A 20,491-nucleotide genomic window follows, 5' to 3' on the forward strand; every position below is an offset into this window, starting at 1 on the left:
TGTGGACAATACCGTCTCGGCGACGCGGAACAGGCGGGGCGCGGGACGCCGGCGCGGAACCGAGTGAGGATCATGCGGGGGAGCACGATTCTAGGCGCAAGCGGGGTTCGATTCCGAGCCTTGCGCAGCATCATGGCAACCGTGTGTCGGCGAAACCGGCCTTGTGTCGAGTTGCGGCACGCGGTGCCGCGGCGATGCCATGGCCGGGCCGCGCTCGGCCGGATGCGCCGACGGCGCTTCGAAACGCGCGCGGGTCGCGCTTGGGTGGCTACGGCGTTTGCGGCAAGCGCTTCAAGCCGATGGTTTCGGCCCGATCTCGCCCCATTGCCATGGCGACCTGAGCGAAGAGCGTCGGGGCTCAAGCCCCTCCCACGAAAAACTCGGCGGGCTCCGCGGCCGGCTCAGCCCTGCCCGGCGCGGGTTTGACGCAAGTAATGCCCGGTCACCAGCCCCGCGCCCAGCCAACCCAGCGCGGCGGCGCCGGTCAGGATCGCCAGCGCCGGTCCCAGGTCGAAGCCCTGCAACTGGAAGTGACTGCCGTAGCTGAGCGCCAGCGCGGTCAAGGGCTCGCGCAGGCTGTGGTCGGCCACGGTCAGCAGGGCCAGCGCGACCGCGCCGGCGGCCAGGCCGTAGCAGGCGCCCAGGTACAGGAACGGACGGCGGATGAAGCCGTCGGTGGCGCCGAGCAATTGCAGCACGCCGATTTCGTCGCGCCGCGACTGGATGTCCAGGCGCACGGTGTTGCCGACCACCAGCAAGGCGCCCAGGCCGAGCATCGCCGCGAGTACCCAGGCCAGGCGGCTGCCGAACCGCAGCCAGCCGTCCAGGCGCTGGCGCCAGCCGGCGTCGTGCTGGACCTGATCGGCCTCGGCCAGTTGCTCCAGCGATTGCGCCAGGGCCAGTTCGTCGCCCTTGGGCGTCACCACCAGCAGACTCGGCAGCGGGTTGCCCTCGATCGCCGACAGCGTGTCGCCCAGGCCGCTCTTCTCGCGCAGATCGGCCAGGCCTTGTTCGGGCGTGCGCAGATCGACCGCGCCGACCTGCGGCCGCGCGCGCAATTCCTCAGCCAGGGCGCGGGCACGATCGAGCTTGACCTCGGGCTTGAGGAACACGCTGATCTGGCGCGAGCGCTGGACGTCGCCGGCGAAGCGTTCGACGTTGTTCAACGCCGCCCACAGGCCCAGCGGCAGGGCCAGCGCGACCGCCATCACGCCGATGGTCAGCAGCGCCGCCCACGGCTTGCGCAGCAGGCGGCCGAGGCTGGCGACCAGGCTGTAGAGATGGTGATCGAGCCACGCGCCGAAACGCGACTGCGGCGCGGCATCGATCGCGATGTCGATCTCGCGGTCGGCGCCGGCAACCGGATCTGAATTCGCCCCGGAAGGATTCACGCTGCTCATTCGGCCAGGTCCTCGGGCGCGATATCGTCGACCAGGCGGCCGTGGTTCAACACCAGCACGCGCTTGCGCATGCGCTTGACCAACGCGAGATCGTGGCTGGCGACCAGCACGCTGGTGCCGCGCTCGGGCAAGGACTGGAACAAGGTCATGATCTCGGCCGACAGGGTCGGGTCGAGGTTGCCGGTGGGCTCGTCGGCGACCAACAGGCGAGGTTCGCCGATGATCGCCCGCGCAATCCCCACCCGCTGCTGCTCGCCCGCCGACAACTCGCCCGGCAGCGCGGTCGCGCGCGCGCCCAGGCCGACTTTCTCCAGGGTCGTGCGCACGCGCCGGCCGATGTCGGCGCGGCGCAGGCCGCGCAGCAACAGCGGCAGGGCCACGTTGTCGGCGACGCTGCGATCGGCGAGCAGGCGGTGGTCCTGGAACACCACGCCGACCTCGCGCCGGTGCAGGGCGATGCGGCGCCCGCCGACCTTGAGCAGATTGCGCTCGCCGAACAGCACCGCGCCGCGGCTGGGCCGCTCGCTGAGGTGGATCAGCTTGAGCAAGGTGCTCTTGCCCGCGCCGGAGTGGCCGGTCACGAACAGCATTTCGCCCGGGGCCACCTCGAAGCTGACTTCGCTCAAGGCCTCGTGGCCGCTGCTGTAGCGTTTGCTGACGTTGTCGAAGCGCAATACGGTCATGGACGGGAGTATCGCAGAGCGAATCGCCGGAAATCATCACGTTTCGGCTTTTGCGTTTGGCCTATGTTCGCGCTGCGGTCGTCGCAGCCACGCGGACGCGCATCGACGACATCGACCGGCCGCCCTCGCGGGCGCCACAGGCCGGCACCCGCTTCACGACCGCGACATTGCCGTTACGGCCACACCGCAACGGGCCGCGCCGCCGCGCGCGACGCCCTGCCCGCGCGGCACTCGCAACACCGCAGACGTCCGACATTGGAATGCACGCCCTCGGCCCGCCGGGCCGATCGGAACCGCTTGCCATCCTTCAACGGAGTCAGACGCCATGCTCACGACCAAGACCTCGCTCGCCCTCGCCGCCCTGCTCGCCCTGGGCCTGCTGCCCAGCGGCGGCGCGCGCGCCGAACAGTACGACGCGCCGATCAACATCGGCACCCTGGCCTGCCCGGCCGGTTCCACCGGTTACGGCAACGCCCGTTTCATCGTGTTTCCGTTCTTCACCAACGCCGTGCCGAACTACCGCATGACGATCTGGTGCAGCGCCGCTGGCAGCGGCCGCCGCGGCCATTTCGAACCCGGCGTCGGCGGCGTGTTCGTGGCCTGGCCGTACGCAGGCGGTTCGTTCGGCGTGGGCTGGCCGGCTTCGCCCAATCACAGCAACCAGTACCAGTTGCTGGACGTCGACAGCGACGGCGACCTGGACGTGTTCCAGTTGCTGGAAACCTCGCCGAATACCTGGTCGGTGTTCTTGAGCCGCACCCAATAAGTCCGGCGATGAGCTCGCAGCGATGGCGCAAGCCTCGTTCAAGCCTCGCTGGCCGAATGCGGCGGCAGTGGCGAGTCAGCGTGCCTCACTGTCGCGGCGTTTGCGGCACAGCTAAGCGCAACCATCCAGCTCTTGGCCGATCCTGACTCTGTACGGTTGTAGCCAAAAGCCACGCTTTCAACCTTAGCTCTTGCCCAGCGCAGAACCGAGCTCGCGAGACCAAGGCAGGCCCGAAGGGCGGCGCACAGGACGTGCGCCGTTTTTCGATAAGACAGGGATGTCTTATCGAAAAATCCCTGCGCGCGCACCGAACTCGCAAGGGAGCTCTGGCGAAATGCGTTTTTCTTCGGTGACTTTTGACCGAAGGGAATCCAGACGTACTGTTGTCGCTTCGGACAAAAGAAAGTTACCCGCCGCTTTAGTGGCGGAAGCTTTAGGTGTTTGACTTTGCTGCGCTATAAAGCTGACGCAATCGCAATCATCCGATGAGAAACCGAAGCCCCGGCCGCATAAAAGCGACCGAGGCATTCGTCGCCGATCAGTGCTGCGTACGCGGCGGACGCGCGACCAGCGACTTGAGCTTGCGACCGATCCGGCCCAGCAACGACGGCTTGCCGTCGCCCGACGCCGCCGGTGCCGACGCCGCCGCAGGCTTGGCCGCGGCCGGCTTGTTGGCGGCAACCGGCTTGGCCGTCGGCGCCGCCGCATTCGCGGCCGCGGGTGCCTGCGCGCCTTCGGCGCCTTCGATCCGGCGACCGCCACGACGGCGACGACGCTTGCGCGGCGCGCGTTCGCCTTCGGCGGCAGTGGGGTTGGCGGTTGCGGCATCGGGATTGACCGCCGCACCTTCGACCCGCGGCTTGCGCGGCGGACGCGGCGCGGCCGGCGCGCCGTCTTGCGCGGGAACGCCTTCGACCGGCTTGGCGTCGGCGCTCCTGGCCGGGCCGCCTTCGCTGCGCGGACGCCGCGGCGGCGCGCCATCGCGGCGACCTTCGCTGCGCCCGCCACGGCCGGCGCCGGGACCGCCCGAACCGCTGCGGCTGCGGCCGCCGCCACGGCGTTCTTCATCGGCCGCGCGCTGTTCGCGCGCTTCCTTGAAGATCGCGCCGATGCTTTCGTTTTCCTCGCCTTCCTCGCCCGCCGGCACTTCGCGCGGCGTGCGCGGCAGCGACACCAGCAGTTCGGCGTCGACCGGCGCGGTCGGCAGCTTCTGCTCGATGTAGGCCTCGATGTCGGGCAGGCTCATCGCATAGCGTTCGCAGGCGAAGCTGATCGCGTCGCCCTCGGCGCCCAGGCGCGCGGTGCGGCCGATGCGATGCACGTAATCTTCCGCGTCGAACGGCAGATCGTAGTTGTAGACATGACTGACGCCGTCGATGTGCAGGCCGCGCGCGGCCACGTCGGTGGCGACCAGGATTTCGAGCTGGCCCTTCTGGAACTTGTTGAGCAGCGATTCGCGCTTCTTCTGCGGCACGTCGCCCGACAGCACGCCGACGCGATAACCGCCGCGCTCCAGCGAACGCGCCACGCGCTCGACCCACACCTTGGTGTTGACGAACACCATGGTGCGCGCGCCTTCGCTGCGCGACAGCAGGCCCAGCAGCAGCGGGATCTTTTCCTCGTCGGACGGGAAGTACACCTTCTGCCGGACCTTGGCCGCGGTGATGAACTCGGTCTCGACCACGAGCTTCTCGGGCTCGTTCATGTGCTCGTAGGCCAGCTCCAGCACGCGATGGCTCAGCGTGGCCGAGAACAGCAGGGTCTGCCGCTCGGTGCGGATCGGCATGCGCCGCAGCAGGAAGCGGATGTCCTTGATGAAGCCCAGGTCGAACATGCGGTCGGCTTCGTCGAGCACGCAGATCTCGCAGGCGTGCAGCGACACGACCTTGTGCTGCTTGACGTAGTCGATCAGGCGGCCCGGCGTGGCGATGATGACGTCGGCGCCGCTTTGCAGGATTTCGCGCTGCTTGTCGTAGTCCACGCCGCCGTAGACCAGGGCGAATTTCAGGCCGAGGTCGGAGCCGAACTTGACCGCGTCCTTGTGGATCTGGATCGCCAGTTCGCGGGTCGGCGCCAGGATCAGCGCGCGCGGGTCCTCGGGCTTGCGCTCGGCCAGGGCCGGGCTGGTCAGCAGGCGGTTGATCACCGCGACCAGGAACGCCAGCGTCTTGCCGGTGCCGGTCTGCGCCTGGCCGGCGACATCGCGCCCGGTCAGCGCCAGCGGCAGGGTCAGGGCCTGGATCGGCGTGCAGCGCGAGAACCCGGCGGCTTCGAGGCCGGCCAACAGGGTCGGGTGCAGGTCGAACGAGGAGAAAGTGATATCGGTTAAAGGCTTGTCGCTCATGCGTTTCAGAAGTCCGCGCCGATCAGGCGCCGTAGAGTGTCGCTTGCGTGGGTGGCGTCGGCGAAGCAGACTGCCGGGGCCGAGCCGGCGCCCGAGTTGAACTCTGAAGGCAGGCTCGATGAGGCCGTGGCGCAGCCCTTGAAGGTGCCGCGAAACGCCCCAGTTTAGCGTAAGCCCCCGCCCGGCATGGGCCGCCCGGGGATCCATTCTAGAATAGCTTGATCCGTATGGATCTCGCGCCCCCGCAGGAGACCCCCGTGAGCGAAAAAGTTCTGCATGCTGGCGATTCCGACTTCGACGCCACCGTGCTGCAGTCGTCCGAACCCGTCCTGGTCGATTTCTGGGCCCCGTGGTGCGGCCCGTGCAAGGCGATCGGCCCGATCGTCGAGCAACTGGCCGACCAGTACCAGGGCAAGGCCAAGGTGGTGAAGGTCGACGTGCAGGAATTCCCCTCGCTGGGCGTTCGCTACAACGTGCGCAGCATTCCCATGCTGTTGATGTTCAAGGACGGCCAGGTCCATTCCAGCCAGCTGGGCGCGCCGCCGAACATCAAGTCGCTGCTCACCCAGATGATCGACAAGGCCATCTGAAGCGCGTGATCTGAACCGCGTGACGCATGCGCCCGCCCCGGGCGCGTGCGTTCCGGGCCCGGCCCGGCAACGTGAACGGTATAGCCCGGGAAGCTTGCCGCCACGCGGCGGCAGTGCTAGTTTCGCAATACCCGGCGTCGGACTTCGCGTCCCCACGCCGCACCCCGTCTAGATACTCATCATCAACCCACGTCCCTGACGTCCCGCTCGCCCGATGCGAGCGCTCGCCGCTTAGCGAGGAACCTCCGCTTGTCCGATAAGACCCCCGACGCTGGCGATACCGCCGAGAAGCGCGTGCGTAAACCGCGCGCCAGCAAAACCGCCGACGCCGCTCCGGCCGTCGTGAGCGATGCCAGCCCACTGATTCCGGCCAAACCGGCCCCCGTCGCGCCAGCGCCTGTCGTGCCCGCGCCGGCCAAACCCGCACCCGCCGCCCCGGCTCCGGCCGCCGCCGCACCCGAATCCTCCAGCGCGCCCGTCGCGCCCAAAGCCCCTGCTCCGGCCGCGCATGCCGGCGGCGACTCCGCTCCGGCCGCCTCCGGCGCCAGCGATTCGTCCGCCTCGCACGGCCAGGACGGCAACGGCGGCCAGCAAGGCCAAAACCAGCAGGGCCAGCAGCGCGACGGCGCCTACGACGCCAACCGCGGCGGCAACAACCGCCGCGACCGCTTCCGCAACCGCCGCGACCGCGATCGCAATGGCGGTGGTGGCGGTGGCGGTGGTGGCGGCAACAATCGTCCGCAGCAGCGCGGCGGCAATGACGATTTCGACAACGGCGAGAACTTCGTCCCGCGTCCGCACCCGCAGGTGCCCGAGGGCTTCCCGCAGTACTCGCTGGGCGACCTCAAGCGCATGCCCGCGCCGAAGCTGATGGATCTGGCCGACCAGCTGAGCATCCAGGAAGGCGTCGCCCGCGCGCGCAAGCAGGACGTGATCTTCGCCCTGCTGAAAGTGCTGACCCGCCACGGCGAAGGCGTCGCCGCCGACGGCGTGCTGGAAATCCTGCCCGACGGCTTCGGCTTCCTGCGCGCGGCCGAGGCGAGCTACCTCGCCGGCCCGGACGACACCTACATCTCGCCCAGCCAGATCCGCCGCTTCAACCTGCGCACCGGCGATCATCTGTCCGGCCGCATCCGCTTCCCGAAGGACGGCGAACGCTACTTCGCCCTGTCGGTCGTCGACAGCATCAACGGCGAGCCGCTGGAAGCGTCGAAGAACAAGGTCCTGTTCGAGAACCTGACCCCGCTGTTCCCGCGCCGCAAGTTCAAGCTTGAGCGCGCCGACGGTTCGACCGAAGACATCACCGGCCGCATCCTCGACCTGATGGCGCCGCAAGGCAAAGGCCAGCGCGCGCTGATCGTCTCGCCGCCCAAGGCCGGCAAGACGATGATGATGCAGCAGGTCGCCACCGCGATCACCCACAATCATCCCGACGTGCACCTGATCGTGCTGCTGGTCGACGAGCGTCCGGAAGAAGTGACCGAAATGCAGCGCACCGTGCGCGGCGAAGTGGTCTCCTCGACCTTCGACGAACCGGCCGCGCGCCACGTGCAGGTCGCCGAGATGGTGATCGAGCGCGCCAAGCGCCTGGTCGAACACAAGAAGGACGTGGTGATCCTGCTCGACTCGATCACCCGCCTGGCCCGCGCCTACAACAACGTCGTGCCGAGTTCGGGCAAGGTGCTGTCGGGCGGCGTCGACGCCAACGCCCTGCACCGTCCGAAGCGGTTCTTCGGCGCCGCGCGCAACGTCGAGGAAGGCGGTTCGCTGACGATCATCGCCACGGCCCTGATCGACACCGGCAGCAAGATGGACGAGGTGATCTACGAAGAGTTCAAGGGCACCGGCAACTCGGAAGTCCACTTGAACCGTCGTATCGCCGAGAAGCGCGTGTACCCGGCGATCGACATCAACCGTTCGGGCACCCGTCGCGAAGATTTGCTGATCGAGCCCGAACTGCTGCAGAAGATCTGGATCTTGCGCAAGCTGCTGCACGGCATGGACGAAATCGGCGCGATGGAGTTCCTGCTCGACAAGATGAAGACCACCAAGTCGAACGACGAGTTCTTCAGTTCGATGAAGCGCTGACCGCGCGGGATCGACGAAGACCGCAAAGAAAACGCCCCGCATCGCGGGGCGTTTTTGTTTGCGGCGATCGCTCGGGCCGGGAACGTGCGTACCGATCGATACGCACGTCCGACCTGCGACCCGCGATCAGAACCCGCGGCCGCCCGGCGTCGCCTGCTGCTGCGTCGGCGTTTCGGTCGCGGCGGTGTGGCGCGCGGCGAGCTGGCTGCTCGTCTCCACGCTCTGATGCGAAGCGCTGGCGACATCGAGCGCCACCATGCGCCGCGCCGGCGATTGCAGGTCGCCCTGCACCGCGAACAGCTTGCTGCCGTCCTTGCTCGCGAGCAGATGGTCGACCTGGGTCAGGCCGCCGTCGCGCGCGGCCGGGACCAGCGCCGCGGCCAGGTTCTTCTGCTGCTGCTCGCTGAGCCGGTTCTGCGGGATCTCGGTGCCTTTGACCTTGTCGAGCATGTCGCGGTACTGGCCGTTCAAGGCGTTCGCGCTGCTGCTGAGAATGCCGGCCACGCGCAGGCCTTCCTCGAGCGTGCCGCCGACCTTGTTGGTGTTGCGGTTGGCCGCATCGCGCAGTTCCGGCGGCAGCAGGTAGGTGCCGCGCTCGCGCTCGCCATCGCGATCGCGCACGTAGCGCTTGACGTCGTTGAGCTCCAGATCGAGGAACTCCTTCGCCGAACCCTTGGCCGACTGCGCCAGTTGCACCGCCTGCGGCGTGGTCAGCTTGTCCAGGCCCTGACCCGAAGCCAAGGCGTCGACCAGCGATTCGGGATGCACTTTCTGCTTGAGGAAGGACAGGAAGCGCTCGCGCGTTTCCGGGTTCTGGCCCAGGCCTTCGAGCACGCGCGTGGCGGTGGACAACGCGTTGGCGCCATCGGTCGGCATGCCGGCGATGTTGCGCATCACCCCGTTGATCGCCTGCTTGGGTTCCAGGCCCTCGCCGAACGGGAACCGCTCGCGGAACTCGTCCCAGCGCGGCTTGAGCAGCGCTTCGCGCGCGTGCTTGATCAATTCGAAGGCGCCGGCGGCGAACGCCACCACCGCGATGCCGATCGGCGCGATGCCGATCAGGCCGCCGACCAGCCCGGCGTTGCGCGCGCCGAACATCGTGGCGATGTTGCCGATGTTGCCGACGGTCTTGAAGCCGCCGTTGAGCAGGTCGAACGCGGAATCCACGCGCTGGTTGGTGGTCAGCGGCATGCCGGTCAGCGGGTCGCGGCCGTTGAACACGCGGCCGGCGTTCTGGCCGATGTCCCTGACGTCGTGCGCCACGTCCTTGATCGCGCTGTAGCGCTCGAGGATCTTCGCCGCTTCGCGTTCGCGGCCGGTGCGGTTGGCGAACTCCAGCACCGCGGCCATCGCCGCCGCATCGAGCGGCTGGCCGTTGAGATGGGCGGCGTTGCCGGACTTGATCGCCGCGTCCAGCGCTTCCAGGGTCTGGGTGATGTCGCCGTGGCCGCCGTTGACCGCGAGTTGCTTGAGTTCGCGCAGGTGCTCGTCGACCGGCGCCGGCCCCTTGGCATCGCGCTCCGCGGACCAGGTCTTGGAATATTCGACCAGCGCGTTCTGCGCGTTCGCCGGCAGCTCCACTTCGTAGCCGTGGAACGGCGGCGCGGCGCGGCCGTCGGCGCGGGTTTCGCCTGGATGCAGTTTCCAGGTCAGGTCGACATCGGCCAGCGCGCCGCCGGGCGCGGACGCCGAGGCGATGGTCGCTTCGAGCGTGTCCTCGTCGACCACCTGGCCGTTGCGTTGCAGCGCATCGGCGACGAACGCGCGCAGCACGGTGTCGCGCGACCACTCGGCGTCGGCGGGCAGCAGCGCGGTGTAGGTTTGCGCGTGTTCCTGCGCGGCGCCTTGCCCGGCGTAATGACGCGGCTGGGCGGCGGCATCGCTGCGCGGCAGGTGGGCGTCCAGGATCGAATCGACTGCTGCATTCATATGCACGGCTCCATGTCGGAGGGGTCATCCCCATGACCCCGAGCGCCGGCGGCAGGTCCGCGGGCGGACTCGCATGATGCCCCCGTCGCTGAACGAGAGCAATTCCGCGCTGATTTCCATGCAGTTTTTGGCTTTTCCGTACGGCGCCTGGGCCGCACGCCGCGGGCGAATCGAACGCACCGCGACGTGCGAGGCCTAGGTGTCAGTCGAACCAGTCCGGCGTCGCGGGCCGGCATGTCTCGGTCCGCCGCAACGCCTGGACCTCGACCGTGCGCGGCGCATCCATCGCCGCGCGCACGCCCGCGAAAGGAAAGTCCCGCGGCGAATATTCGTCCATCGCCGGATTGCAACCGCTCAACATCGATATCGCCAACACCAACGCCAGCTTCTTCATGGTGAACCTCCCTGTAGACGAGATACCGCGCTCCTGCGCTTCACCGGCATCGCCGTGGCGACCGGTGGCTCGCCTGTTATTTTGCTGCGACGTCGTCGCTCAGCCTGCGAATGGCGGCGATGCGATTGCGTTACTGGGATGCAGTGGTTCGTGTCGCCATCGCGCGTGATCGGCGCCGTGCGTCGCTGCCCGATTCATATCGCGCAACAACAAACGCCTCCCGAAGGAGGCGCTTGTTTCATGCGCAGCGCATCGAAGATCGCAAAGCCGCGAGTTACCGGACGATGGCCGGTATGACGCGCTGCGCGTATCGACATTGCCCGTTGCGCAGCCGTCGTCGCGACGGCGCCAGCCTCAGCCGTTGCGGTCGATCGGCGTGAGCAGGCGCCGGCCCCGACCGACCGATTGCAGGCGCTCGTCGCCGAAGGCATCGACGCCGGCGGTCGTATCGCGATCGGCGTCGACCCACGGCGCGCGCTGGCGCGGGCCGGGGATGTAGATATCCCATTGCCCGTAAGCCGTCGGTCTGTCGCGCTCGAGCTGATAGGCCACCGGCACCCGGACCAGCCAGGACGCTTCGCCGGCATACGGGCCCTGGGTCGGCGGCGCGAACTGCCACTGCCGGGCGGTGGCCAGCGTGGACCGGGCCAGTTGTTCGCGGAACCGCTTCATCTGGGTTTCGCTGCCGACCGCATGGAGATTGACCTGTTCGGCGAAGGCGTCTTCGACCCGACCGTCGCGGCCGATCCGCGCCACCACGTAGACCAGGCCCGACACGTTGGAGCGCGCGGCCTGCTCCGGATACGCCGGCGGCCGCATCTGCGCCTGACGGGGCAGATGCGAGGGCTCGTCGCGGCCGAAATGGGCGCTGCCCACGCGCAGCTCAAAGGCCTCGCCGGCCTGCTCGTACAGCCGGCGCGCGACCACGCGCAGGTTCATCGGCGTATCGGCATCAACCACAGCGCCAGGCGATGCGAGCGGCTCGAACCGCCATTGCGGAACGTTCTGCCGGATCAGGTCGGCAACCGCCGTGGGGATCTCGCTTTCGCGATCGATCCGAACGCCCTCGACCCGACCGTCGGCGGCGATGCGGACCTGGCCGGTCACCACCATGCTCATTTCGGCCTGCTTGCGCACCGCGCCGGGGCCCTTGCCGGCCGCGAACGCCGACGGCGCGAACACCAACGCCATCGCCAGCCCCATCGCAACGCAATTCCACATCCTGTGATGGATCATGCTTGTGTCCTTGGTTGTGCCAACGCCATTTACCAGCGTGCAAATTCAGCACCTCTCGCGGCGCGATTACGTCGCCGGCGATTGAAATCCGCCGAGCCGGCAACCATAGCAAACCACCGGCGTCATCCGCCCTCGTTACGATGCGTTGCATCCACAGCGTCCGTTCCGCCACCTCAGCCTCGGCGCAGCACGCCATAATCCCCCCAGGAGGTGCCCATGCACGGTGGCGGTCTAGAACTCGCATTGTTGTTTCTGCTCGCCGCGGTCATCGCGGTGCCGGTGTTCCGCAAGTTCGGGCTCGGCGCGGTGCTCGGCTATCTGGCCGCGGGCGTGGTGCTCGGTCCGTATGGCGTGAAAGTCATCAGCGACGCCGAACCGGTGCTCGCGGCCTCGGAAATCGGCGTGGTCATGATGCTGTTCGTGATCGGCCTGGAGCTGTCGCCGGCGCGCTTGCGGGTGATGCGCAAGCCGGTGTTCGGCGCCGGCGGCCTGCAGGTGCTGCTCAGCGGCCTGGCCCTGGGCGCGCTGGCGATGTTCGGCGGCAACCTGGGCTGGAAGGCGGCGACCGTGGTCGGCCTGGGCCTGGCGCTGTCGTCGACTGCGGTGTGCCTGCAATTGTTGTCCGAACGCAAAGGCCTGGCCGCCGATTACGGCCGGCTCGCGTTCGCGATCCTGCTGTTCCAGGATTTGGCGGCGATCCCGCTGCTGGCGGCGATTCCGCTGCTCGGCAAGGCCGCGGCGGTCGAGGGCCTGAACTGGATCGCGGTGGCCAAGGCGGTCGGCGCGATCGCGGCGGTCGTGTTCGGCGGCCGGGTGCTGCTGCGCCAGGTGTTCCGGATCGTCGCGCGCACCCAGATGCCCGAGGTGTTCACCGGCGCGGCGCTGCTGACCGTGCTGGGGTCGGCCTGGATCCTGCAGACCGCCGGGCTGTCGGCCGGCCTGGGCGCGTTCCTGGCCGGCGTGCTGCTGGCCGATTCGGAATTCCGCCACGAGCTGGAATCGCAGATCGAACCGTTCAAGGGCCTGCTGCTGGGCCTGTTCTTCATGGCCGTGGGCATGAGCATCGACCTGCAGCGCGTGCTCAACGAGCCGCTGCTGATCGGTTCGATCGTGGCCGCGTTGCTGACGGTGAAGTTCCTGTTGCTGTTCGGCGTGGGCATCAGCGCCGGCGGCCTGGACAAGCGCGGCGCGTTCCAGCTGGCCACGGTGATGTCGCTGGGCGGCGAGTTCGCCTTCATCGTGTTCAACGAAGCGGTCAAGGCGAATCTGCTCGACGATCCGACCCGCGACCGCCTGATCGCCGCGGTCGGCGTGTCGATGGCGCTGACCCCCCTGCTGGTGATCGGCGCGCAACGCATGCTCGACGCCGCGCCCGCGGCCAAGCCCAAGCGGCCGTTCGACGAGATTCCCGATCATCACCCGCAGGTGCTGATCGCCGGCATGGGCCGCTTCGGCCAGATCATCGCGCGCCTGCTGGTCGCACACCGCACCCCGTTCATCGCGATCGAGAACAGCGCCGAGCAGGTCGATTTCATGCGCCGCTTCGGCAATGCGATCTACTACGGCGACCCGGCCCGGCCCGAGCTGTTGCGTTCGGCCGGCGCGGCCCAGGTCAAGATCTTCGTGATCGCGATCGACGACCGCGACAGCGGCATCCGCACGGTGCGCACGATCCGGCGCCTGTACCCGAAGGCCAAGGTGTTCGCCCGCGCGCGCGATCGCCGGCATGCCTGGGACCTGATGGACCTGGGCGCCGAACCGATGCGCGAGACCTTCCATTCCAGCCTGAAACTGGGCGAGGACGTGCTGATCGAGCTGGGCGTGGAGGCCGAGACCGCGCGCGACCATGTCGAGCGGTTCCGCGAACTCGACGAACGCATGCTCGAGGCGCAGTACCTGGTCCACGACGACGAAGACGCGTTGATCCAGACCGCGCGCGATGCGCGCAAGGAACTGGAGGAGTTGTTCAACGCCGATCGCGGCGAGGGCATGTTGGCCGACATGGTCGACAAGCGGGCGACGCCGGCGCCGGAGAATGCGACGCGGCATTGAGGGACGGGTGGCACGTGGGTTTGGTTGCGGCGGTCGTGATCGGCGGGTGCGGTTGACGGCCTGATCGTTGCGTCGGTCGGCGAGGTGTCGCGGTCGCGGCTTGCGCCGCTCCTACAGTCGCTTCGTCCTATCACGCAACCCCTGTAGGAGCGGCGCAAGCCGCGACCACGAAACTTCAAACGCCTGCGCAAGCCTCGACAGCCGCCGCGAACTCAGCCGCGACGCGCCCGCTCACACCCGATCGCTTCGCACCAAACCCTCAATTCCCTGGCCCGCGCAAGAACCGCGCCATCGACACCCCGTTGCCGGCATTGCCCGACGGCGTGCTCGGCGCGAATTCGGCGGCGATATCGACGAAACCGCGCATCACCGCAATCTCGCGCGGAGTGCGGTTGAGCGCATCGCGCAGGTCCGGGTTGGCGCCGTTGCGCAGCAGGCGCTGCACCACCCGCAACAGGCCATGCAGCGCGGCCAGGTGCAGCGGGCCGAACCCGCGCGGGTCCTGCACGTCGAGCGAGGCTTCGTGGTCGAGCAGCAGTTCCAGGCCGGCGATCAGCACGTCCTCGTCGGCCGCGGTGCCCGGTTCGGCGCGCGCGCCGAGCAGCAGCAGCAGCGGGGTCGCGCCGGCGGCAGACTGGTCGGCGTCGACGCCGGCCAGCAGCAAGGTGTCGAACAAGGCGACCAGGCGGCTGCGCTCGCGCGCGGTGAAACCGAACATCGCCGCGCAATGCAGGGCCATGCGGCCTTGCGCGTCGCGCGCCTGGACGTCGGCGCCGGCGGCGAGCAGGCGCGCGGCCAGGTCGGTGAGGCCGAGCGCGCACGCGACCATCAGCACGGTCAGGTCGCCGGGCAGTCGCTGTTCCAGCGAGGCGCCGGCCGACACCAGCCGGTCGACGATTTCGCCGTGGCGCATGCTGACCGCCGCCGACAGCGGGGTCGCGCCGGAATTGGCCGCGCGCTGCGGGTCGGCGCCGCGCGCGAGCAGCAGGTCGACCACCGCGCGATGGCCGCCACCGGCGGCGCGCAGCAGCGCGGTGCAGCCCTGGCTGTCGGGCGAATCGACCGACAGGCCCAGGTCGAGCAAGCGCCGCACCGCGTCGGCATCGCCGACGATCGCCGCGGCCGGCACGTCGGCGGCCTGCAGCGGACGCCGCGGCAGCGCCCAGCCGCGCCAGTCCAGCCAGTCGGCCAGGTCGCGCCGGCCCGAGGCCAGGGCCACGCCGAGCGGGGTCTGGCCGTCGGCGGCGAGCAGATTGGGGTCGGCGCCGTGCGCGACCAGCCGCTTGAGCATGCCCTCGCGGCCGAGCGCGGCGGCCAGATGCAGCGCGCTCATGCCGTGGCTGTCGCGGGTGTTGAGGTCGACGCCGGCGGCGAGCAGGCGATCGAGCAGGCGCGACCAACCCAGCCGCACCGCGATCGCCAGCGGCGGATCGCCGACCGGGGTGCGCGAAAACGCATCGGCGCCGCGTTCGAGCAGATCGAGCGCGAACTGTTCCAGCCCGCGCGCGGCCTGATCGCCGGCCGAGCAGGTCGCCAGGAACCGACCCAGGCCGCCGCGGCCGGCCGGCGACACGCCGTGGCGCAGCAACGCCTGCAGCGCCGGCAACGAGGCCGGGGCCTGGCCGAGCAGCGCGAACAGCACGGTATCGCCGTGGGCGTCGTAGACATTGGCGTCGGCGCCCTGGCCGAGCAGCCAGTCGATGCGTTCGGCGGTCGGCACGTGGCCGTCTTCTTCGAACAACTGCGCGCCCAGTTCGGCCGGGCTCAGCAGCTTGGCCAGCCCGGTCAGTTCCGAAGCGCGGCCGTCGCGCAGGCCGTCGCGCAGCAGCGCGGCCGGCATGCGATCGACGATCACCCGCTCGCCGTCGGGCGCGTCGCTGTCGCCCTCGCCGCTGACCGCGGTCGGCAGCGGATAAGCGCGATCGAGCGCGGCGACCAGCGACCAGCGACCGGCCTCGGCGGCGCGATCGACCGCGCGCTTGCCGGTGCGGTCGCGCAGTTCCGGGTCGATGCCCAGGTCGAGCAGACGCACCACCAACGGCGGCGAGGCGGTTTCGGCCTGGCAGGCCAGGATCAGCGCGCTGGCGCCGTCGGCGTCGAGCGCCTTGGCCTCGGCCGCGCCGCCCTGCGGAAGATGTTCGAGCAGACGTTCCAGCACCGCCGCGCGGCCGCCGCGCGCGGCCTCGAGCAGCGGCGTGCGCTGCAACCGGTCGATCGCGTTGGCGTCGGCGCCGGCCGCCAGCAGGGCGGTGACGATGTCGAGATGGCCGGCGAACGAGGCCGCATGCAAGGCGCTGCGGCGCTGGCCGTCGCGCGCGTCGATCCGCGCCTTGTGCTTGAGCAGCAGCAGCGCGCCGGCCGGATCGTCCTCTTCGCCGCCGGCCGCGGCCAGCAGCGCCGGCACGCCGTCGGCCTGTTCGGTCTTGGCGCCGCGCTCGAGCAGGAACTTGGCCAGGCGCCAATTGCCGCTGGCGCAGGCCACGCCGAGCGGCGACAGGCCGTCGCGGTTGAGCGGGTCCAGGTCGGCCTGGGCGTCGCGCAGCAGCGCGGCCACGCCCGGGTCGGAGCTGCGCGCGGCGTGGTGCAGCGGCGTGTTGCCGTCGAGGTCGGCCAGGCGCGGATCGGCGCCGTTGGCGAGCAGGGTCATGACCGCGTCGGGGCGGCCGTGCCAGCTGTCGCGAGTCGCGGCCAGCAGCGGGGTCATGCCGGCGGTGGCGGCGTTGAGATCGACGCCGCGGGCGATCAATTCGCGCAGCAGGCGCAGGTCCGGCAACACCGCGGCCAGCACCGGCAGGCTGCGGCGGTCGCGCTCGTCACCGACCGGCGCGGCGTCGACATCGGCGCCCTGCTCGATCAGTTCCAGCGCGCGCTCGACCTTGCCGGCGCGGGCGGCGGCGTACAGCGCCGGCTCCAGCGGGTCGTCCTCGCCGAGCAGTTCGTCGGCGTTTTGGACGGTGTCGAGCTCGGGGTCGAACTCCACGCCCGGCAGCGCCTGCGCCGGGGCGATCGTCTGCAGCAGCACGTGCAAGACCGGCGAGGCCAGCGCGAACACGGCCGCGAGCGCCCAGCGCACCGTCTCGCTCAACAATCCCGGCCAGGCCAGCACCAGCGCCAGCCCGGACAGGCCGGCGACGATCGCCGCCACGCCCAGGCCGCGCCAGGCGCCGACGTCGAGATCGCCCAGGCGCGCCCACTGCGGCGCCAGCGCCGCGCCGTCGCGCTCGGCCGCCTGCCACAGCGGCCACAGCCGCCACAGGCCGAGCAGGATCAGGCCGGCGACCACGCTCAGGCCGAGCACCGCCAGCAACGAACCGCTTTGCAACAGCGCGCTCAGCGGCCAGGCGACCAGCGCCGCGGTGGCCGCGGTCGCGCCGCACCACAGCACGGCCAGCGCGCCCAGTTCGGGTTTCCAGTCGATCGCCGCGTCGCGGCGCCGCCACAGCCGCGCGGCCAGCGCGAACGCGGGCTGGGCCAGGGCGCCGCCGATCAGCGCGATCGCCGCGCCGCCGATGCTGCCGCCGAAACCGGTCGCCAGCGCCAGCACCAGGCCGGCGGCCAGGGCCAGGCCGAGGTTGCGGGCACCGCCGCGCGCAATGGGGGCGTCAGGCATCGGGCGTCGGCGCCTCGGCGAAATACGGCGCGTCCACCGACGGCGGCAGCTGGAGATGGAAGCCGTTGGCGATCAGGTTCTGCCGCACCTGGGCGGCGTCGGCGCGGGCCAGCTTGCGCTGCTCGCTCAGCTCCAGATCCAGCACGAACTGCAACGAACCCAACTGCGCGCGCAGCGAGTCGGGCAGGCGCGCGAAATCGTCGCGCGCGCTCAGAAAAACGTAGGTGTCTGCCTTGCGGAGACTTTTGTATACGTAGGCTTGCATGGGGCGGGCGATACAGCCGGGGGAGACTGTTTTTCTGCGTCGCAGATGTGATGCACAGCATACCTGCCCACTCGCGCTACGCGAACTTTCATATTCAGCGCAAGGCCCGGACGGGGGTGGTAAGGCCCGCCGGCCTGTGCGGCGATCGGGGGACGCCTGTCCGCCTCCGTGATTCGCGGCCGCTGCCAGGGCGCGGCACCCGGGCCGAGCCACCGATGTCCCCTGCCCGCATTCGACCGCCGCCGCCCCTCAGTGATACCCCGCGTCGGCCGCGATCTTCCCGCTGAACACCCGGTACGACCAGTAGGTGTAGCCCAGGATCGCCGGCAACAGCACCACCAGCCCGGCCAGCACGAAGCCCTGCGAGGACGGCGGCGAGGCCGCGTCCCAGATCGTCAGCCCCGGCACGATGTTGGGCCAGATGCCCAGCACCAGTCCGGCGAAGCCGAGCACGAAGAACAGCAGCGCGTACACGAACGGATGCCCGTCGCGGCCCTCTCGCATCACCGAGCGCCACAGCGCCCAGGCGTTGGCGACGACCAGCAGCGGCACCGGGAACAGCCAGTAGAAATTCCCGTCCTCGAACCAGCGCGCCATGATCCGCGAATCCAAAAACGGCAGCCACGCGCTGACCAAGCCAATGAACACCGCCACCACCAACACCAGCGGCCGCGCCAAGGTCCGCGCGATCAACTGCATGCGCCCCTCGGTCTTGAGGATCAGCCAGGTCGAACCGAGCAGGGCGTAGCCGAACACCACCGCCGCGCCGGTCAGCATCGAGAACGGGCTGAACCAGTCGAAGATGCCGCCGACGTACTTGCCGCCCTGCAGCGGCATGCCTTCCATGATCGCGCCGAGGATCACCCCCTGGGCGAACGCGCACAGCAGCGAACCGAGCGAAAACGCCGCGCCCCAGGCCGATTTGGCGCGCCTGGCCTTGAACCGGAACTCGAATGCGACGCCGCGGAACACCAGCGCGATCAGCATCAACAACACCGGCAGGTACAACGCCGACAACACCAGCGCATACGCCTTGGGAAACGCCGCGAGCAGGCCCGCGCCGCCGAGCACCAGCCAGGTTTCGTTGCCGTCCCAGATCGGCGCGGCGGTGTTCATCATGTGGTCGAGCTGCGCCTCGTCCTCGGCGAACGGCGCCAGGATGCCCAGGCCGAGCACGAAGCCGTCGAGCAGCACGTACATCAACACGCCGAAACCGATCACGCCGAACCAGATCACCGGCAGCCAGTATTCCATCGTCCTACTCCGTCTTGCTGGGCAAGGTCGCGATCGAGCGACCGTTGCGTGCGTTTGCGCCGGCGCGAACACGCGCGCCCAGTGCGATGGTTGCCAGTGCGCGTCGGACCGTCAGGTTCATGCGCCGGTCTCGCTGGATTCGTCCGGCACCGACAGCGGCCGCGCCGGGGTCTTGTCGCCCAAGCCGGCGCGCGGCGGCGGTTCGTGCGGATGCGGGCCCTTGCGGATCAGCTTGACCAGATAGCGGAAACCCGCGCCGAACACGGTGAAATACACCAGCGCGAACACGATCAGCGAGGTCATCACGCTGGCCGCCGCGATCGGACTGACCGCATCGGCGGTGCGCAGCAACCCGTAGATCACATACGGCTGGCGGCCGATCTCGACCACGTACCAACCGGCGAGAATCGCGACGAAGCCGCTCATGGTCAGCACTCGCCAACCCCACAGCACCGCGCGCGATTCATACAGCCGCTTGCGCCATAGCAGCAACAGCGACACCAGCACCAACGCGAGCATCGCCATGCCCAGGCCGACCATCACCCGGAACGCGTAGAACACCGGCTTGACCGGCGGGCGCTCGCTGGCCGGCACCGACTTGAGCGGCTGGATATCGCCGTCGAGCGTGTGGGTGAGGATCACGCTGCCGAGCTTGGGAACCGCGAGCTCATAGTCGTTGCGCTCGGCCTTCTCGTTGGGTATCGCGAACAGGATCAGCGGCACGCCCTCGCCCGGTTCGCCCGACTCCCAATGCGCTTCCATCGCCGCGACTTTGATCGGTTGATGCTCGCGCACGTTGAGGCCATGCAGATCGCCGACGAACACCTGCATCGGCACGGTGATCGCGGCGAAGATCACCGCCGCGCGCAGCATCCGCTTGCCCGCTTCGACATGCACCCCGCGCAGCAGGTACGAGGCGCCGACGCCGCCGATCACGAAACAGGTGGTGATGAACGCGGCCAGCACCATGTGCGCGAGCCGGTACGGGAACGAGGGATTGAAGATGATCGCCCACCAGTCGGCGGGTTCGAACACGCCGTTTACGATCTTGTAACCGGTCGGCGTCTGCATCCAGCTGTTGGCCGAGATGATCCAGAACGTCGAGATCAGCGTCCCCAGCGCGACCATGCAGGTCGCGAGGAAATGCATGCGCTCGTCGACCCGGCTCCAGCCGAACAGCATCACGCCGAGGAAGGTCGCTTCCAGGAAGAACGCGGTCAGCACCTCGTACGACAGCAGCGGGCCGAGGATGTTGCCGGCCTGCTCGCTGAGCACCGCCCAGTTGGTGCCGAACTGGAAACTCATCACGATGCCCGAGACCACGCCCATGCCGAACGACACGGCGAAGACCTTGGTCCAGAAGAAATACAGATCGCGCCACAGCGTGTCGCGGGTGCGCAGCCAGCGCCATTCGACGAAGGCCAGCCAACTCGCCAGGCCGATGGTGAAGGCCGGGAACAGGATATGGAACGAGATCACGAAGCCGAACTGGATCCGCGACAGCAACAGGGCGTCCACGTGCATTGCCTCCATGGCACGGAACATCGCGCCAGCGGGTTCATTTTGCGCCGCAACATGCACGCGCAGCGGCGGCTCGGTGGAATCACATAAACCGCAAAGGCGGTGAGCGTGACGTGGTGGTGGCGTTCAGCGGCTCGGTTTTCGGCGCCGTATCGGCGCGCGGGTTTGTTGGAACAAGCACTTGGACGGCGACCGCGGGCATCACTGTCTCATGATCGCCTCGTGTTCCGTGGTTCGACGCAGCATGCGGACTGCGACAAAACGCGGCAAGGCGATGAAGCGTTTTATCGCTCGCCGCAACCACCCGTGTCGCTCACCTCCGCTCACCTGAGACGATTTGTCCAATGGGATTTTCCCTT

Annotated in this window: 14 protein-coding genes; 4 read left to right on the plus strand and 10 right to left on the minus strand. The window is 69.0% G+C overall.

Translation table 11 applies throughout. The annotated features are described in order from the left end of the window. Positions 1 to 401: 401 nt before the first annotated feature. A complete protein-coding gene (gene ftsX / locus KME82_RS23720) occupies positions 402 to 1,400 on the minus strand; it encodes a permease-like cell division protein FtsX (protein ID WP_215496208.1) in 999 nt (332 codons plus the stop codon). Continuing rightward, a complete protein-coding gene (ftsE, locus tag KME82_RS23725) occupies positions 1,397 to 2,083 on the minus strand; it encodes a cell division ATP-binding protein FtsE (RefSeq protein WP_036113185.1) in 687 nt (228 codons plus the stop codon). Before ftsE ends, ftsX begins: the two co-directional genes overlap by 4 nt. A gap of 325 nt (positions 2,084 to 2,408) precedes the next feature. Here ftsE and KME82_RS23730 point away from each other — a divergent pair, with 325 nt between their 5' ends. After that, on the plus strand, positions 2,409 to 2,849 hold the full coding sequence (locus KME82_RS23730) for a hypothetical protein (RefSeq protein ID WP_215496209.1): 441 nt from the start codon (positions 2,409 to 2,411) through the stop codon (positions 2,847 to 2,849). A gap of 538 nt (positions 2,850 to 3,387) precedes the next feature. Here KME82_RS23730 and rhlB read toward each other — a convergent pair. Further along, positions 3,388 to 5,193, minus strand: a complete 1,806-nt coding sequence (gene rhlB, locus KME82_RS23735; RefSeq protein ID WP_215496210.1) for an ATP-dependent RNA helicase RhlB — start codon at positions 5,191 to 5,193, stop codon at positions 3,388 to 3,390. Positions 5,194 to 5,450: 257 nt separating this feature from the next. On the opposite strand from rhlB, the gene trxA reads away from it, so the two are divergent. Together trxA and rho are read left to right on the plus strand one after the other, a co-directional pair. Then, on the plus strand, positions 5,451 to 5,783 hold the full coding sequence (gene trxA / locus KME82_RS23740; RefSeq protein WP_036113311.1) for a thioredoxin: 333 nt from the start codon (positions 5,451 to 5,453) through the stop codon (positions 5,781 to 5,783). A 294-nt stretch (positions 5,784 to 6,077) separates the two neighbouring features. After that, entirely contained in the window at positions 6,078 to 7,871 is a 1,794-nt protein-coding gene (gene rho, locus KME82_RS23745; RefSeq protein WP_430538868.1) for a transcription termination factor Rho, read from the plus strand. Positions 7,872 to 7,997: 126 nt separating this feature from the next. Here the strand turns inward: rho and KME82_RS23750 are convergent, their stop codons facing one another. From KME82_RS23750 to KME82_RS23760, 3 genes are all read right to left on the minus strand, one after another. Continuing rightward, positions 7,998 to 9,800 carry an XVIPCD domain-containing protein gene (locus KME82_RS23750; protein ID WP_215496212.1) on the minus strand — a complete coding sequence of 601 codons (1,803 nt, stop codon included), beginning with the start codon at positions 9,798 to 9,800 and terminating at the stop codon, positions 7,998 to 8,000. A 202-nt stretch (positions 9,801 to 10,002) separates the two neighbouring features. Beyond that, positions 10,003 to 10,194, minus strand: a complete 192-nt coding sequence (locus KME82_RS23755) for a hypothetical protein (RefSeq protein ID WP_215496213.1) — start codon at positions 10,192 to 10,194, stop codon at positions 10,003 to 10,005. A 354-nt stretch (positions 10,195 to 10,548) separates the two neighbouring features. Continuing rightward, positions 10,549 to 11,430, minus strand: a complete 882-nt coding sequence (locus tag KME82_RS23760) for an energy transducer TonB (RefSeq protein ID WP_215496214.1) — start codon at positions 11,428 to 11,430, stop codon at positions 10,549 to 10,551. Between the two features lie 216 nt (positions 11,431 to 11,646). On the opposite strand from KME82_RS23760, the gene KME82_RS23765 reads away from it, so the two are divergent. After that, positions 11,647 to 13,482, plus strand: coding sequence for a monovalent cation:proton antiporter-2 (CPA2) family protein (locus tag KME82_RS23765; protein WP_215496215.1), 1,836 nt, complete (start codon positions 11,647 to 11,649; stop codon positions 13,480 to 13,482). A 259-nt stretch (positions 13,483 to 13,741) separates the two neighbouring features. On the opposite strand, the gene KME82_RS23770 is transcribed toward KME82_RS23765, so the two are convergent. The 4 genes from KME82_RS23770 to KME82_RS23785 all read right to left on the minus strand — a co-directional run bounded on the left by KME82_RS23770 (position 13,742) and on the right by KME82_RS23785 (position 20,129). After that, the gene (locus KME82_RS23770; RefSeq protein ID WP_215496216.1) at positions 13,742 to 17,092 is read right to left on the minus strand and encodes an ankyrin repeat domain-containing protein; all 3,351 of its coding nucleotides are present in this window, start codon (positions 17,090 to 17,092) and stop codon (positions 13,742 to 13,744) included. After that, positions 17,085 to 17,357, minus strand: a complete 273-nt coding sequence (locus tag KME82_RS23775; RefSeq protein WP_215496217.1) for a YcgL domain-containing protein — start codon at positions 17,355 to 17,357, stop codon at positions 17,085 to 17,087. The genes KME82_RS23770 and KME82_RS23775 overlap by 8 nt, the downstream gene beginning before the upstream one ends. 249 nt (positions 17,358 to 17,606) lie before the next feature. Further along, complete coding sequence (cydB, locus tag KME82_RS23780) at positions 17,607 to 18,611, minus strand: cytochrome d ubiquinol oxidase subunit II (protein WP_215496218.1); 1,005 nt, start codon at positions 18,609 to 18,611, stop codon at positions 17,607 to 17,609. Between the two features lie 117 nt (positions 18,612 to 18,728). After that, positions 18,729 to 20,129 (minus strand): cytochrome ubiquinol oxidase subunit I, encoded by a 1,401-nt coding sequence (locus KME82_RS23785; protein WP_215496219.1) that lies wholly within the window; start codon positions 20,127 to 20,129, stop codon positions 18,729 to 18,731. Positions 20,130 to 20,491: the final 362 nt, after the last annotated feature.

This window comes from Lysobacter capsici (assembly GCF_018732085.1).
In the GTDB taxonomy this organism is placed as follows: domain Bacteria; phylum Pseudomonadota; class Gammaproteobacteria; order Xanthomonadales; family Xanthomonadaceae; genus Lysobacter; species Lysobacter capsici_A.

What these genes read in the sequence shown, in the direction of transcription:
- KME82_RS23765 (WP_215496215.1), top strand. Translation starts at nt 11,647, where the DNA reads ATGCACGGTGGCGGTCTAGAACTCGCATTGTTGTTTCTGCTCGCCGCG.
- KME82_RS23760 (WP_215496214.1), bottom strand. Translation starts at nt 11,430, where the DNA reads ATGATCCATCACAGGATGTGGAATTGCGTTGCGATGGGGCTGGCGATG.
- KME82_RS23770 (WP_215496216.1), bottom strand. Translation starts at nt 17,092, where the DNA reads ATGCCTGACGCCCCCATTGCGCGCGGCGGTGCCCGCAACCTCGGCCTG.
- KME82_RS23775 (WP_215496217.1), bottom strand. Translation starts at nt 17,357, where the DNA reads ATGCAAGCCTACGTATACAAAAGTCTCCGCAAGGCAGACACCTACGTT.
- ftsX (WP_215496208.1), bottom strand. Translation starts at nt 1,400, where the DNA reads ATGAGCAGCGTGAATCCTTCCGGGGCGAATTCAGATCCGGTTGCCGGC.
- ftsE (WP_036113185.1), bottom strand. Translation starts at nt 2,083, where the DNA reads ATGACCGTATTGCGCTTCGACAACGTCAGCAAACGCTACAGCAGCGGC.
- KME82_RS23755 (WP_215496213.1), bottom strand. Translation starts at nt 10,194, where the DNA reads ATGAAGAAGCTGGCGTTGGTGTTGGCGATATCGATGTTGAGCGGTTGC.
- KME82_RS23730 (WP_215496209.1), top strand. Translation starts at nt 2,409, where the DNA reads ATGCTCACGACCAAGACCTCGCTCGCCCTCGCCGCCCTGCTCGCCCTG.
- rhlB (WP_215496210.1), bottom strand. Translation starts at nt 5,193, where the DNA reads ATGAGCGACAAGCCTTTAACCGATATCACTTTCTCCTCGTTCGACCTG.
- cydB (WP_215496218.1), bottom strand. Translation starts at nt 18,611, where the DNA reads ATGGAATACTGGCTGCCGGTGATCTGGTTCGGCGTGATCGGTTTCGGC.
- KME82_RS23750 (WP_215496212.1), bottom strand. Translation starts at nt 9,800, where the DNA reads ATGAATGCAGCAGTCGATTCGATCCTGGACGCCCACCTGCCGCGCAGC.